Source organism: Myxococcales bacterium, assembly GCA_022184915.1.
Taxonomy (GTDB): domain Bacteria; phylum Myxococcota_A; class Polyangia; order Fen-1088; family Fen-1088; genus JAGTJU01.
On sequence record JAGTJU010000005.1, the window covers coordinates 480,871 to 494,108 of the forward strand.

A 13,238-nucleotide genomic window follows, 5' to 3' on the forward strand; every position below is an offset into this window, starting at 1 on the left:
GGCCGCGCGGTTCAACAGACTGACGCTCTTTTGCGCCTCGAAAAGGGGGTCGTCCCAGTTCGCACCGCGCGATTGTAGTCGCGTCGCGCGGCCAAGGGAACCTCGCGTTTGGTTTGTGCTCGTGGTGTGGGTGTCCTCACACCCGCGCGTTCCCGGCGGGTCGCGCCGGGCCTAGCGCCCCAAGGCGCCGAGGGTCACGTCCATGCGCTCCGCCAGCGCCCCCACCAGGCTGTCACACGAACGTTTCCCAAGACCAAAGCGCTGCGCAAAGTCGCGCCGAACCGCCCGGCCCAACGCCTCGCGCGCCCGTTCGAGGCGCCGCGCCACCGTGGCGCGGTGGATCCCGAGCGCAGCCGCGAGCACGTCGATCGACTGGTTTTGCAGATGGTGCCGATCGAGCAGCATGCGATCTTCGGGATCCAGCGCCGCGATGGCTTGCCTGAGCGCCTGCACGAAGTCGTCGCGGTGCAACCGCAGCACGGTCTGCACTTCGGCATCAGCCGCACCCAGCGTGGACAATGCCGTGTCGTCAAAGAGCGATGCGGTCTCGGGCTCGGCGCGGTAGACCTTGAACGCCTCACGAACCGCGCTGATCCGCAACCAGCTCAGCAGGTCTCCGCGTCCCCCGTACTGCGCGATGCGCGCCGGCCCTTGGTTCCGTTGCACAAACAAGCTCTCACGCAGCCGCTGTTTGGCCTCGTCCATCGTGGCAGGCGTGGCCCCTGCCCGCCTGAGCGCCCCATCGAGGCGCGACAGGTAACCGGCCTCCAGCGCCTTGATCGCTGCCGCCGAGCCCGCGGCCGCCGCACACGTGAGGTGAAGCTCGGCCGCCCTCAAGCGCAGCAGGTCTTCGAGGTTCGCCCCCACGGGCAGCACCCGCGCCAGATGCGCCACGAAGCGTTCGGCTTCCAGCACGACCTGGGGCCAAGCGTCTCGTCCCGCTGCCACGAGCCGCGCGAGCGCCTCGTCGAGTGTGGGGCCCGCGCGCAACACCGCCTCAGCGGGTCGGTGCGCGAGAAAGGAGGAGGCAAGCCCAACCATCGGACGTCAGTTGAACGTGGCAGAGAACGCCACACCGCCACTCGTGCCTGCCCAGGTCGAGCCTTCCACTTCGGCCTCCACGGCATAAAGGTCGAGGGCAACGCCCACCCCCCAGTTCGCAGACGCCCACCATTCTTTCCCCAACGACAGGTGCGTGCCAACCCCCGAGGTCGAACTGCTTTCGCGCGTGGTCGTCACCCCTGCCACCGTGGTTTCCGTCGAAAACTCCATGATGCCGTAAAGCAGCGAGGCGGACACGTAAACGTTGTAGGGCAGCACGTAGTACGTGAGCCCCGCTCCCACGCCCCCCACAGTCGTACGGGACTCGTTCGTAGGCCCGGTGGTTTCGGAGCGTGCCGCCACCCCCACCTCACCGAAGGCGGCCAGGCTCGGCAGCAAGGCGTATCCAAACGCAACGCCGGAAGCCACTCCGGCCCCTACGCGGGAGGCTCCCGCGCGGCGTTCGTTGACGCTCACGCGATGCAGGCCGACCAAGAGCCGAAGGAACCAACCGTCGTGTGTGTGAAACCCAGGGTCGCGTGAAGGCGCGGGCAGGCGGGGCGGAGGGCTTGGCGCGGCAGCCCTCGGAACCCAAGGGGTGCTGGGCGCACGGGGAGAGAGCGTGCGCTCTGCCAGCTCCTCGGGCGGCCCCAGGCTGCGCTCGAGGTCGGAGATACGCTCCTCGATCTCGCGACGGTTCGGAACGCCGGGCGCAAGGGTCAGGTAGCGGCGGTAAAGCGCAATCGCCTCCCGGGCGTGCTCCAAGCGGCGGTGACACTGCGCGAGGTTGTAGAGCAAGGCAGGCTCTTCGGTCAGCTGGTAGGCCGCCTCGAATTCTGCGATGGCCTCCTCGAAATGACCGATGTCGTAAAGCGCCCGCCCGCGGCTGGCGCGCTCTTGGGCCTCGACCGCCGCGGTGACCGCAGACGCGGCGTGTGCCTTGGCACCGGTCCCAGCGCCGAGGCCCGAGGCCAGGACCAGCCCACCAAAGATGAGGACGACCCGCCTCGTTTTCGATCCCTTGCTCATGAACCACATCTGTCAGGTAGAGCCCCCGTGGCGAGCGCCGTCGCACGAAAAGCTCAGCCCCTCAAGGAGAAGGTCTCACCACCAGGCATCGAGGGTCTTCCAGATCATCGGCGCCGAGCGGTGCGAGGCCCACGGTGACCACGCGGGACCGCTTCGGCAGCAAGACTTCGGCCGTGCGATACCCCGCCTTCTGCACGAAGAGCCTCTCTTCCCCCGGGGAAGGCCCCGGAAATACGAAGGGCGTTCGCCCGAGAACCGTCAAATCCTTGACGGTGCAGAGCGAGGCGCCCGGCGGGGTGGACTCGATGCGGATCGCCTGGCGTACAGGACGGCGCGCGGGCGTATCGGCGCGCAGCACGGGCGCCACAGAAGCGACGCGCGGAACTGCCCGGGGCGGTGCTGCGGGTGTGGGCCTTACCACGGGCGCCAGCGCGGGCGGGGTGACGAAAGCCCCCCGAAGGGAAGGCGCCTCCCCCGGCGCCCCAGCGGCGCGGACCTCGACGCGCGCCCGCGGGGGACGACTGCGCGCCATCCAGACCGCGGACGCAAAAACGAGCCCCGCAACCAGCGCTCCGTACGCAGCGGCTCTTCGCCAGCCGCCGCGCCGCTCTTGCTCTTCGCCCCCGGCCAACGCGGCTTGCAGCGCAGACGAAAAGCGCCCGACATCCTCGAACCTTTCACCGGGTGCGGACGAAAGTCCTCGGGCAAGCACGGCATCGAGGGCCGGGGGCAGGCCAGGGCGCAGGGTCGACGCGGACGGGGGCGCGCCTTTGAGCTGGGCTTCTATGAGCTGGCGGAGCGACTGGGCGGTGTAGGGCGGGCGGCCCGTCAGAAGCTCGTAAGCCACGGCCGCCAGCGCGTACTGGTCCGAGTGCACCGTCTCTTGACCGTGCTGGCCCAAACATTCCGGCGCCATGTAGAGCGGCGTTCCGACCAACATGCCGCTGCTCGTGAGCGCCGGGTCGAGGCCCGCGCCCTCGCCCCCCTTCGCCAGCCCAAAATCGAGAACCTTCACGAAACAGGCCCCCTCAGGCCTTCGGCAGAGAAAGAGATTGTCGGGCTTCAGATCCCGGTGAACGATGTGGCGCGCATGCACCGCCTCGAGGGCGCTCGCGGTCTGAGCGACGATCTCTCCTACCTCGTCGAGGCCCATCGGGCCCTCGCGTGCGAGCCGCGCGCCCACGGTCTCGCCTTCCAAAAGTTCCATGAGGAGGTAAGGCGCGCCTTCTGGCAAGCGCCCCTGATCCAGCACATCCACGATGTGAGCGTGGCGAATCGAGGCGCAGGCACGCGCCTCGTTGAAAAAGCGCTGGATGTCCTTGGCGGTGGGGGCGTTCGAGATGACCTTCACCGCCGCGCGTCGGCCCATGTCCGGATGAACGGCCGCATACACGACCCCCATGGCGCCCGCTCCAAGCCGACGCTCCACCACGTAGTTGCCCACCTGACGTCCCACGAACTCATCTACCACTTCGTCTCGAAGCGCTTCGAGCGCCTCGGCACACACGACACACGTTGCGATGTGAAAGGACAGCCGCCCCTGATCGCTCACCCCCATCCGGTTGGCTGAATAATCGAGCAGCTCGTCTTCCGAGGGGCACAGCATCGCGCGTGAAAGCGCTGCATTGTAGCCGGATCTGCCCCCATCTGCCCCAACGCGGCGAGCCTCGTTCTCTTGTCCCGGCGCTTTGCCCGGAGGCATTCGAGGCCTGCATTTGGGAATTCCTCGGCAATACTTGGGGCGCATGAAGGAATCCCGCCCTCCGTTCCTGCTGCGTGCGCTCGTCATCTCCTGGGCGCTCGTGAGCGCCGGTCTCGCGGGCTGCCTCGCCGACGACAAGCTGGCCTCCGAGCGCCAGAACTTCACCTCCGACGCGCCCGCAACGCGCGCAAACCCGATGGATCCCCTCGCACGAGCCTGTGGTCCCGAGCTGCCGCCTTCCCCCCATCTCACGCGGCGGCCCTACCTGGCGGCGCAGGACGAAACGACCATGAAGGTGTTGTGGACCGCCCCCGAGGGCGGCGGCCAGGTCACTTTACGCCTCACGCGACCCGGCACCGACGAACTCGAGACCGCGCGCGCCGCGCGCGACCCCAGCGCCCGACCGGTGTACGGATCTCCGCTTTATGGCGCGACCGTATCGAATCTCGCCCCTGACGCGCTCTACTGTTACGAGCTGCACCTCGACGGCACCCCTATCGCGCGCGCAGGGTTTCGCACGCCTCCTCTGCCCGACCGCGAAGAGCCCGTGCGCTTCGTGGCCTTCGGCGACTCGGGCGATGGGGGCAACAGCCAAGCCGCGGTGCTGGCTCAGATGCACACGGTGCCCTTCGATTTCATGATTCACGTGGGCGACATCGCCTACGACACGGGCACAAGGGTCGAGTTCGAGAAGAACTTCTTCGACGTTTACGCCGACCTTTTGGCGCGGTTTCCCATGTTCCCTGCCAGTGGCAACCACGAGTACGAAACGGAAGCAGCGGCACCCTTCCGTGAGGTGTTCGCCCTGCCTGAAAACGGTGGCCCCGAGGGGCGCGAGCGTTGGTATTCCTTCGACTGGGGCCCCGTGCACTTCGTGGTGCTCGACACCGAGCTTCAGGGTCCCACGCAGGCAGCGTGGCTCGATGCGGACCTGGCGGCCGCGAAGCGCCCCTGGACCATCGTCTACGGTCACCGCCCCCCATTTTCTTCAGCGAAACGCGGGGGTGACGAGAAGTTCCGCACGCACTTCGTGCCCGTGCTCGAAAAACACCGTGTTCCCCTGGTGCTGAGTGGCCACGAGCATCACTACGAGCGCATCCAGACCAAAAACGGGGTGAACTATGTCGTGACGGGCGGAGGTGGGCGTCACCTGCGGGGCATTCAGCCCCGGGCCGATGCGGCCTATGCGGAGTCCGTTTTGCATTTCGTCTCGGCGTCCGTCACCCCCCATCGGCTCGAGCTGCATGCGATCGATGCTTCGGGTCGCGAGTTCGATGCGCTCGTGCTCTCGCGCGAGGCCACGGCGTCGATGTTGCAGGGTAGCCGACCATGCTCCTTTGGTTCGTCGAGACACTCTTTGGGGCAAAGATCAAACCCAACGAGCGACGGCTCGTCGCGCTTTTGGCGTTGAACCTCTTTTTGGTCCTCAGCGTCTACTACATCCTCAAGGTCGTCCGCGAACCCCTGATCCTGCTCGAGGGCGGGGTCGCGATGCGGAACGCGGCCCGGGGCGCGCAAGCGGGGCTGCTCCTCTTTCTCGTGCCGCTTTACGGTCGGCTGCTCAACCGGCGCCCGCCCCGCACGATCGTGACGCGGGTGCTGTTCGGGTTTCTGCTCTCGATGCTGGCCTTCCCGCTTCTGTCCTGGTGGGGCGTGCCGGTGGGCTTTGCCTTCTTCGTGTGGCTTGGCATCTTCAGCATCACGGTTTTGGCTCAGCTGTGGTCCTTGGCGAACGATCTGTTCAGCGAAGAGGCGGGCAAGCGGGTTTTTTCGATCGTGGCCGCAGGGGGAACGCTGGGCGGCCTGCTGGGAGCCCAGCTGGTGGCGTTTCTGACACGCTGGCTGGATCCCATGCAGCTCGTTGTGCTGGCCGCCCTGATCTTCAGCCTCTGCGTGCTGCTCACCCGGGCCATCTGCGCGCTCGCCGACACGCTCGCCCCGGACGCCCGCCTGGCGAACGCCGAGGCGTCTACTACGAGCGCCCACGGCGGGTTCACGTTGATCCTGCGTGATCCGTACCTCTTGCTGATCGCGGGCAGCGTGATCCTTCTCAACCTGGTCAACACCACGGGCGATCAGGTGCTCGCCATGATCGTACAGACACAGAGCGCGGCGCTCGGCAGCGAGGATCGCGAGCAGTTTCTGATGGAGTTTTATGCTTCGTTTCAAACCTGGGTGGGTCTGCTCACGGCGCTCATGCAGGTACTGACGGTGGCCCGCATCGTGCGGACGGCAGGGATGCGCACGGCGCTCCTGGCGGTGCCGGTGCTTGCCTTCGGGGGCTACGGCGCCCTCGCGCTCTTTCCCGCTTTGGGCCTCATCCGTGTGCTCAAGATCGTGGAGAACAGCGCCGGCTATTCTCTGCAAAACACGGTGCAGCAGATGCTGTTTTTGCCCACGTCGCGCGGCGCAAAGTACAAGGCCAAGTCTGCCACGGACACCTTCTTCGTGCGCCTGGGTGACCTCTGTTCCTGGGCCCTGGTCACGGTGGCCTTGGCTGCCGGGTGGGGCACCACCACCTTGGCGCTGGTGAACGTGGCGGTGGCAGCGCTCTGGGTGCTGGTGGCCGCGCTGCTGGGACGAGGCTATGCGGCCAACGCCGCTCGTCGGCGGGCGCCGGTGCCCCACGGTCCCTGGCTGGGTCTCGCCCCGGCGGTGTCGCCGAAGCGTTGAAGCCACCAAGGGCCCCGTTTACGAAGGCCGGGGCACCCCGAACCCTTTCAGGCTCGCGAGCGCCCCTCGCCGCCGGCTCTAGTGCTCGCCGTCCTTCTTTGCGAGCCGTGCGCCCTTTGGCTGATCGATGGCAGCCAGGAGTTCATTGAACCAGGGCTCGTCGATGTTGAAGGGCTTGCCCCCGCGAATGCGCTCGAACTCGATGGCGCGCAGGCGGCCACGGTCTTCGTCATGGCCAATCACGCCCGGCTCGCCCCGCAAGCCACACTCGACCGCGTGGTCGACCATGCTCTTGATGAGACGCAGATCGTCGACGTTGGCGGCCGCACTGCGGGCGAAGTAACCCGACTTCTGCACCAACGTCTTCTCGGCGCCGATGAGCTTCGCAAACTGCTGCGAAAACCACTTGCCCACGTTGACCGCATCGAGCTTGGGATGGCCAAAGGCATCCCGGGGAACGGACTCGCCTCGCGATTCGAGCTCGCGGATGATTTGATCCACGCAGGCGCCTTCGGAGACGAAGATGTTCACGCAGTCCTGCTGGTCCATCACCTTGCGAAGGCGCGCGGCCTCGCTGTCGAGATCGACGTTCATTTCGGGGATGAACACGGCGTCCACGTCGAGGTGCGAGCGGTCGAGGTTGAAGCCGATGGGGAAGGCGCGGCGCTGCAGGCGTTCGCGGTAGACCTTGGCGGTGTACGCGGTCAGCCACCCACAGTTGCGCCCCATCACCTCGTGAATGATGAGCGTGCGCGGGTTGGCAGATTGCTCGTTGACCAGATTCTCGAAGTAAACGGCGCCCTGTTCGGCGGCCGTCCACGCGCCGAGCGACTGCTTGATGGGAAAAACATCGTTGTCGATGGTCTTGGGCAGGCCCACCACCGTCAGAGCGTAGCCATTCTTCTTCAGGTACGCGGCCAGGTCGGCAGCGGTGGTGTTCGTGTCGTCGCCCCCCACGGTGTGCAGGATGGTCACGCCATCAGACTCGAGTTGACGCGCGGCAACCTCGAGGGCCGATTGCCCGGGCTTGATGAGCCCCCGCTTGACGCAGTCGTCGGTGTTCGTGAGCTTGACGCGGCTGTTGCCGATGGGGCTGCCCCCGTGGCTGTGCAGGATGTGGGCACCCTGGCGGGTGGATGCGTTGACCACGACGCTTTGGCCGAGCAAAAGGCCTTTGTAGCCGTTGAGGTAGGCCACGATCTCCACTTCGGGAGCCAGCTCGGTGTAGCGCTCGATCAAGCCGCCCACGGCGGACGAAAGACAGGGCGCCAGGCCGCCCGCCGTCAAAATGCCGACTTTCTGATTGGTGACGTTCACGGAATCCTCCAAAGCTGCGTGGACCGCCCGAGGAGGCTGCCCCTTGCGTGAAAAAACGCGCGCATTTTACCACCGCGCACTCACACCGCTCCAGATTTAGGGGCCTCGGCTTACGTTTTCTTCCGTGGAAGGCCCCGTCGTTTCCATGGGACGATGCGTTATCAACGTGCCGGCCGCTTCAGGGCCCGGAACCTCGGCTAGTGAACTTCACCCAGAACGTCCGCCTTGCGGGCGCCTCGCCCTCCCCTGGGTTCATCGACGCCCACCGTCGAGTCGCGCGCGGTTTGGGCCTCGAGCTCTGCGTTCAGCTCCGCACCAAGAAGGATCACGAAGGCCGAGATGAAGAGCCACAACATCAAGACGATGACGCCCGCGAGCGCACCGTAGCTTTGGGCGTACGAGCCAAAGTTCTCGACGTAGAGGGAAAACCCAATCGACGCTGCGATCCAGAGCAACGTGGCGATGCCGGAGCCCCACGTCACCCATCGCAGCTTGGCACGCTTCCGGTTCGGCGCGTACCGATAGAGCAACGCAAGCCCACCTGTCACCAGAAGTGCCAAGACAGGCCAGCGGCCCCACTGCACGGCCGCACGCCCCACCGCGCCCAGGCCGATGAACCCCAGCAGGGCCGGGGCCAACGCCACCAACGCCAGCGCCACCACCACAGCCACGATGAGGCCGAAGGTAAAAACCACGGCCAAAGCCCGCGCCTTGACGAACCCGCGATCGCGTTCGTCATAGGCGATGTTGATCGCCTCCATCATGTTCGCCGTGCCGCTCGAAGCGGTCCACAAAGCCCCGACGATGCCCAAAACCGCCCCCCATCCCAAAGTGTTTCGAGGGCGTTGCACGAGAGCTTCCAGCTGACCGCCGATGACCGTGCGCGCCTCATTGGGTAGTACAGCCGAGAGCGCCTGGATCTGCGCCTCGACCTCGGCGGGCGAGAACACCAGCCCGTAGACCGAAACGAGCGCAATCAGCGCCGGAAAGATGGCAAGCATCGCGTAGAACGCCACGCCGGCCGCGATGATCGTCATGTGATCTGCGTCGAGCTGTTTCTTCACCCGGACGAGCGTGTCCTTCCAACCCCGCAGGGGAATGCCACCAGGCGACTCGGCATCGCGCCCATGGCGCCGATCCCGCTGCCGCCACTGCGCAGGCTCGATCACGTCCGTCTCCTTGGCGGGCCGGTGCGGCCCCGGGGTCCCTGTGCTGCCCTCGCGATGCTCCATCTCCGCTCCCTTCAACGCCGCCTGCCGTTGGCTCCGGTGAATTCAAAATCCGGGCCAACGACAGGTGCCGCGCGGGCGACGCGCGGGCGTCAGCAGTAGTCGAGGGGTGGCAGCACGCCCCTGGGATCCGGCGTGCAGCGGAGCTGCTGCTCGACCCGCTCGAGCGCCTCCATGTCGATGTCCTCCGCCGCAGGATCTCCCCACCCGACGACGACCACCATGAGGACCGCCACCACCACGCCTCCCGCGGCAATGACGGCCCGATCCCACGATTGCACCAGCTTTCGATTTGCCCAGATCGGTTTCATTGGCTGACCTCCTGATCGACAGCTTGCTGCAAAGGCCCGGCCAGCGCCGATAGATAGTCTCGATGGGTTCGCTTGGCCCAAACCTTGCGCACCCGGGACGCTGGCGGGGCACCACGAACTCCCGGGGCTCGTTGAGGCGACACGACGACCAAAGAGCAAGCTCGCGTCATTGACATGTGCACGAGCGCGTCGTTAGCTAAGCGTCAAATCATGACGTCTGGTGCCGCGAGTCTTTGGGTTTCCGTTCTGTCCGTGGCCTCGGTTGCCTCCCTTTCCGGCTGCGCCACAGAGCGGCTGTCACAACAGGGAAGTACCGTTTTCGCCGATCTTTCGCCGCCCACGAGTGCGGGATACGCGCCCGGCCAATGTGTTCCGCGGGGAACGGTGGTTGGCAAGGGTGGTGGGTCCTTCGGCGGCGCGCTCGTATCGAACGAAGCTCTCGTCGAGTTCGCGATGAACGACATTCGTAACAAAGCGGCAACTTTGGGAGCCAACTATGTCCACTACGCTGCGCCTCAATTCGGCACATCGGGCGGACAGGGCGGCTCCGACGTCAGCAGCGCGATGATCACGGGCACGGCTTTTCAGTGCAACGGGCCCCGCAACGCGCAGGCGGCGCGCGACGCCGTCACGCCAACAACAGCCGCCGCCGGCAGCGCCAAGGTGAATCAATTCAAGGGCCCAGGCGGAGAACGCATGTACGCGGTGAAGTTCGACTTCACCGGTCTGGTGATGAACGTTTCGTTCAGAGCCACTCACCCCGGCCTCGCCTTCTGGGAGGTCCTCGCGTCGAACCCCGCAGAGAAGAGGGCCTGCAAGTCGGTGCTCGCGGTGGATGGCGTCGCAAAGGCCTACACGTTTCAGGAAACGAAGGATACGAGACTCTTTTTCTCGATGTCCATCGAAGACCTAGAGGGCATCGGAGCGGCCAAAAGGGTTGCGGGTCGCATCTGCGATCTGGATTGGCGACTCGACGCTCAACAGAGCGCAGACCTCGAGGAGTTCGTCCTGCGGGTTCGCGAAGAGCGCGTCTTGCTGCAGGCGAATGCAGGGGGCTAAGGCTGGGCTAATGCAGTCACCGAGCCGTTCACAGCCGGATGGGGAGGTGCTGCATACGAACGGACGCCTCGTCGATGGCCTCCATAAAGGCTCCAAACGCCGGCTCAGCCATCGCCTTTTCGGCGGCCTGTTGCGCCTCGGTCAGACTCTGCCAGCGGACGATGTCCAGATAGCGACCGCCTTCATCGGGCCCGACGAGCGTGCGCGCCACGAACCCAGGCTGCTTCTCGAGCCAGGGCATGATGCCTTTGGCGCGGGCCGTCAGCGAGGCGACGTCGTGACCGCTGGCGAGCGTGAACGAAACGATTTCAAGGCAGGGGCTGAGTGGCTCGAGTGGCATTTTCTTGTCCTTGTTTTTCGTAGGTCTTTTTTGGCTTTGCCCGTCGTGCACGGGCGGGTGTGTCGGCGCCGCACGCCCGGTTGCCTGCCCCCCCCACACGAGACCAAGCATGAGGAAGACGAGGACCCTTTTTCGTGAAAGTCGGTTCGACATGGGTCCAAGGTAGTGAGAAAACATGCCAATACCTGTCATATTTGTTCCGCTCCGTGGTCACGCGGCGGACCGGGCGAGGCGTCTCGGCAGGCGGACACGCCAACGGGGAAGCCAAACGTCTCCACGCACTGTCACCGAGGTGTTGCGAGATGTGCGCTTGCGCTCGCGCCGGGCCCGCGCTCATGATGAGCGCGGACGGAGGAGATCGGCATGGCGAGTCGCGAGCCCTATCATCGGCCGCATCGGAGTGAGGATCAGGCGGAGGAGGTTGCACCCATCCAGGTGGGCCCGGTCCCAATTCTGGGGCGTGTCGAGCTGCCTCGAGAAAAGCCGCGTTCACCTGTTTTGTGGAAGCAGCCTCCTGACGCCAGCTTGGCAATGGCCAGAGGCAGACTGTGGGACGAAGCCGTCATCAACCAGGACGATCGCGTGCCCGTGCCCGACGTCTACCAATACCCCTGGCGTGCGATCTGTGCGCTGAGAATCACGTCCCGCAGTGGCAAGCAGTACGTGGGTACGGGATGGCTGGGGGCACCGAACCTCGTGGTGACCGCAGGACATTGTGTTTACCTGCACGCGGATGGCGGCTGGGCCGAGGAAATCATTGTTCTACCGGCCCTGAACGGCGCAGACGCGCCCCGCTTCGGAGCGGTCAAGGCGCGACGCTTCCGCACCGTGGATGGCTGGATCAACGGCAAAGCCGCAGGCTCTGACTATGGCGGCATTCTGCTCGACGAGCCCATAGGAGACCGGCTGGGTTATTTCTCCTTGGGGGCGCTTGGCGACGATCAGCTGAAGCGCTCATGGGCAAACATCAGCGGCTACCCGGCCGATATCGGCAGCGCTCGGCAGCAGTACTTTCACGCCAGGCTTCTGGTGGAAGTGAACGAATCGCGCCTGTTCTACGACATCGATACCTTCAGCGGCCAGAGTGGAAGTCCGGTGTGGTTCACGGCCTCCGACGGCCGCCGCATCGCGGTCGGCATTCACACCAGCGGTAGCCAGCGCGAAAACGCCGGAACCCGCATCAACGGGAACGTGCTTGCGAACCTGCGCGACTGGCGCCGGCACGCGGCCACAGACGCGGAGGCGGTGGCCGCTTCCTAGCGGCTACGCGTTCCGGAGAGAAACGGCGCAACCCATGACACCGATGAATCGCAGTGATGCTCCCCAAGGCGAAGCCATCGACGAGGGCTCACACGGGCAGCTGGGCGCGCCGCCGCCCGGAGACGCAGCGGATCACCGCCCCAGGCTGGTCGCGGTGCCCCTGGCGGATGCCCAGACCCGCCTCGCTGCGCAGGGGGACTCCCCTCAGCGCATCGAGCTCACGGCCGGGGCCGTAAGGATCGAAATTACGGTCAGCGTCGACCCGCACGCAGGGGCCACGCTGACCGGATCTCGGCAGAGCCAGCTCGAGCCTGAAAAGGTCGTCCGTCCCTGGACCGACCCCGACTACAGCAACCGCAGCGGGTATGACCCCGAGTTTCTCGGCACCCGCGTACCGATGCCCACGCCACATTCATCCGTGGTCTTGGCCCGGCTCGCCGACGGGGGCCACGAACTCAAGTATCAGAACTTCAGCGTCCTCATGCACAAGGAGCGGCGTTTGTGCATGGTGACCGCGGCCAACGTGGACAATGCACCTCGCCGACGAAGGCCCGATCTGTCGCGCACGTACGGCCGCGCCGCCCTGGGCGGGCTCGGACCCAAAGATGGGGAACGATGGTTCACCGATCCTCGTCTGCCCGAGCAGGATCAACTGCCAGATCGCTTTTTTACGAAGGACGGCGGCGCGTTCGATCGGGGTCACGTGGTCATGCGTGAGTCGGTATGCTGGGGCAAGACGTACACCGATGTCCGGCGCGCGAACGGCGATACGTACCACACCACCAACTGCACACCTCAGGTGGCGGGCTTCAATCAGTCGAGCAAGCTCGGTCGCTGGGGGCAGCTCGAAAACGAGCTCGGGCGGCGGCTCGCGCAGGGCCGTATGACCGTATTTGCAGGTCCCATGCTCGCTGACGACGATTGGTGGTTCGAGGGCGTGGACGACCAAGGTGATGTTCGGGTGCAGATCCCCTCACGATTCTGGAAGGTGGCGGTGGGGCGCCGCGAGGGAGAGCTCGTGGCCTTTGCGTTTCGCCTGGAGCAGGATCTTCGCCAGGTCCCGCTCGAGGAGGAGCTCGGCATCGACCCCGAGGCCTGGATAGAGGAGCTGGTTTCCGTACAGGCCCTCGAGGACGAGATCGGTACGCTCCGGTTCGCGGAGGCCCTCAAGGCGGCCGATCAGGTCGAGGAAGAGTTGGGACTGAGAATGCGGACTGAGCTCGGGCTCGCGCCGGAAAGATAGGGGCGCGTAGGTGGCCAGAGGTCGCCGGTCAGCG

At 65.8% G+C, this 13,238-nt stretch carries 12 protein-coding genes; 5 read left to right on the forward strand and 7 right to left on the reverse strand.

Annotated features, from left to right (window positions below; translation table 11 throughout):
- Window positions 1-171: 171 nt before the first annotated feature.
- From KA712_20515 to KA712_20525, 3 genes are all read right to left on the reverse strand, one after another.
- Window positions 172-1,041 carry a helix-turn-helix domain-containing protein gene (locus KA712_20515; protein ID MCG5055355.1) on the reverse strand — a complete coding sequence of 290 codons (870 nt, stop codon included), beginning with the start codon at window positions 1,039-1,041 and terminating at the stop codon, window positions 172-174.
- Between the two features lie 6 nt (window positions 1,042-1,047).
- Window positions 1,048-2,070 (reverse strand): tetratricopeptide repeat protein, encoded by a 1,023-nt coding sequence (locus KA712_20520; GenBank protein ID MCG5055356.1) that lies wholly within the window; start codon window positions 2,068-2,070, stop codon window positions 1,048-1,050.
- A 61-nt stretch (window positions 2,071-2,131) separates the two neighbouring features.
- Window positions 2,132-3,676, reverse strand: coding sequence for a protein kinase (locus KA712_20525; GenBank protein ID MCG5055357.1), 1,545 nt, complete (start codon window positions 3,674-3,676; stop codon window positions 2,132-2,134).
- Window positions 3,677-3,815: 139 nt separating this feature from the next.
- Here KA712_20525 and KA712_20530 point away from each other — a divergent pair, with 139 nt between their 5' ends.
- Window positions 3,816-5,183, forward strand: coding sequence for a metallophosphoesterase (locus KA712_20530; GenBank protein MCG5055358.1), 1,368 nt, complete (start codon window positions 3,816-3,818; stop codon window positions 5,181-5,183).
- Window positions 5,102-6,445 carry a hypothetical protein gene (locus KA712_20535; GenBank protein MCG5055359.1) on the forward strand — a complete coding sequence of 448 codons (1,344 nt, stop codon included), beginning with the start codon at window positions 5,102-5,104 and terminating at the stop codon, window positions 6,443-6,445. The genes KA712_20530 and KA712_20535 overlap by 82 nt, the downstream gene beginning before the upstream one ends.
- A 78-nt stretch (window positions 6,446-6,523) precedes the next feature.
- On the opposite strand, the gene KA712_20540 is transcribed toward KA712_20535, so the two are convergent.
- The 3 genes from KA712_20540 to KA712_20550 form a co-directional block, all read right to left on the reverse strand.
- Window positions 6,524-7,762 (reverse strand): pyrophosphate--fructose-6-phosphate 1-phosphotransferase, encoded by a 1,239-nt coding sequence (locus tag KA712_20540; GenBank protein MCG5055360.1) that lies wholly within the window; start codon window positions 7,760-7,762, stop codon window positions 6,524-6,526.
- 197 nt (window positions 7,763-7,959) lie between these two features.
- On the reverse strand, window positions 7,960-8,994 hold the full coding sequence (locus tag KA712_20545) for a YihY/virulence factor BrkB family protein (protein MCG5055361.1): 1,035 nt from the start codon (window positions 8,992-8,994) through the stop codon (window positions 7,960-7,962).
- A gap of 89 nt (window positions 8,995-9,083) precedes the next feature.
- Window positions 9,084-9,302: a hypothetical protein gene (locus KA712_20550; protein MCG5055362.1), complete on the reverse strand. Its 219-nt coding sequence runs from the start codon at window positions 9,300-9,302 to the stop codon at window positions 9,084-9,086.
- Between the two features lie 210 nt (window positions 9,303-9,512).
- Here KA712_20550 and KA712_20555 point away from each other — a divergent pair, with 210 nt between their 5' ends.
- On the forward strand, window positions 9,513-10,361 hold the full coding sequence (locus KA712_20555) for a DUF4156 domain-containing protein (GenBank protein MCG5055363.1): 849 nt from the start codon (window positions 9,513-9,515) through the stop codon (window positions 10,359-10,361).
- Window positions 10,362-10,389: 28 nt separating this feature from the next.
- Here the strand turns inward: KA712_20555 and KA712_20560 are convergent, their stop codons facing one another.
- Entirely contained in the window at window positions 10,390-10,701 is a 312-nt protein-coding gene (locus KA712_20560; protein MCG5055364.1) for a hypothetical protein, read from the reverse strand.
- Window positions 10,702-11,064: 363 nt separating this feature from the next.
- Between KA712_20560 and KA712_20565 the strand changes: the two genes are divergently transcribed.
- Both KA712_20565 and KA712_20570 read left to right on the forward strand, forming a co-directional pair.
- Complete coding sequence (locus tag KA712_20565) at window positions 11,065-11,961, forward strand: hypothetical protein (protein MCG5055365.1); 897 nt, start codon at window positions 11,065-11,067, stop codon at window positions 11,959-11,961.
- A 43-nt stretch (window positions 11,962-12,004) separates the two neighbouring features.
- Window positions 12,005-13,204, forward strand: coding sequence for a DNA/RNA non-specific endonuclease (locus tag KA712_20570; GenBank protein ID MCG5055366.1), 1,200 nt, complete (start codon window positions 12,005-12,007; stop codon window positions 13,202-13,204).
- The last annotated feature ends 34 nt before the right edge of the window (window positions 13,205-13,238 follow it).

Excerpts from the sequence above, each read along its gene's own strand:
- KA712_20525 (MCG5055357.1), bottom strand. The coding sequence starts at position 3,676 with ATGCTGTGCCCCTCGGAAGACGAGCTGCTCGATTATTCAGCCAACCGG.
- KA712_20545 (MCG5055361.1), bottom strand. The coding sequence starts at position 8,994 with ATGGAGCATCGCGAGGGCAGCACAGGGACCCCGGGGCCGCACCGGCCC.
- KA712_20550 (MCG5055362.1), bottom strand. The coding sequence starts at position 9,302 with ATGAAACCGATCTGGGCAAATCGAAAGCTGGTGCAATCGTGGGATCGG.
- KA712_20565 (MCG5055365.1), top strand. The coding sequence starts at position 11,065 with ATGGCGAGTCGCGAGCCCTATCATCGGCCGCATCGGAGTGAGGATCAG.
- KA712_20555 (MCG5055363.1), top strand. The coding sequence starts at position 9,513 with ATGACGTCTGGTGCCGCGAGTCTTTGGGTTTCCGTTCTGTCCGTGGCC.
- KA712_20530 (MCG5055358.1), top strand. The coding sequence starts at position 3,816 with ATGAAGGAATCCCGCCCTCCGTTCCTGCTGCGTGCGCTCGTCATCTCC.
- KA712_20535 (MCG5055359.1), top strand. The coding sequence starts at position 5,102 with ATGCTCCTTTGGTTCGTCGAGACACTCTTTGGGGCAAAGATCAAACCC.
- KA712_20570 (MCG5055366.1), top strand. The coding sequence starts at position 12,005 with ATGAATCGCAGTGATGCTCCCCAAGGCGAAGCCATCGACGAGGGCTCA.
- KA712_20515 (MCG5055355.1), bottom strand. The coding sequence starts at position 1,041 with ATGGTTGGGCTTGCCTCCTCCTTTCTCGCGCACCGACCCGCTGAGGCG.
- KA712_20520 (MCG5055356.1), bottom strand. The coding sequence starts at position 2,070 with ATGAGCAAGGGATCGAAAACGAGGCGGGTCGTCCTCATCTTTGGTGGG.
- KA712_20560 (MCG5055364.1), bottom strand. The coding sequence starts at position 10,701 with ATGCCACTCGAGCCACTCAGCCCCTGCCTTGAAATCGTTTCGTTCACG.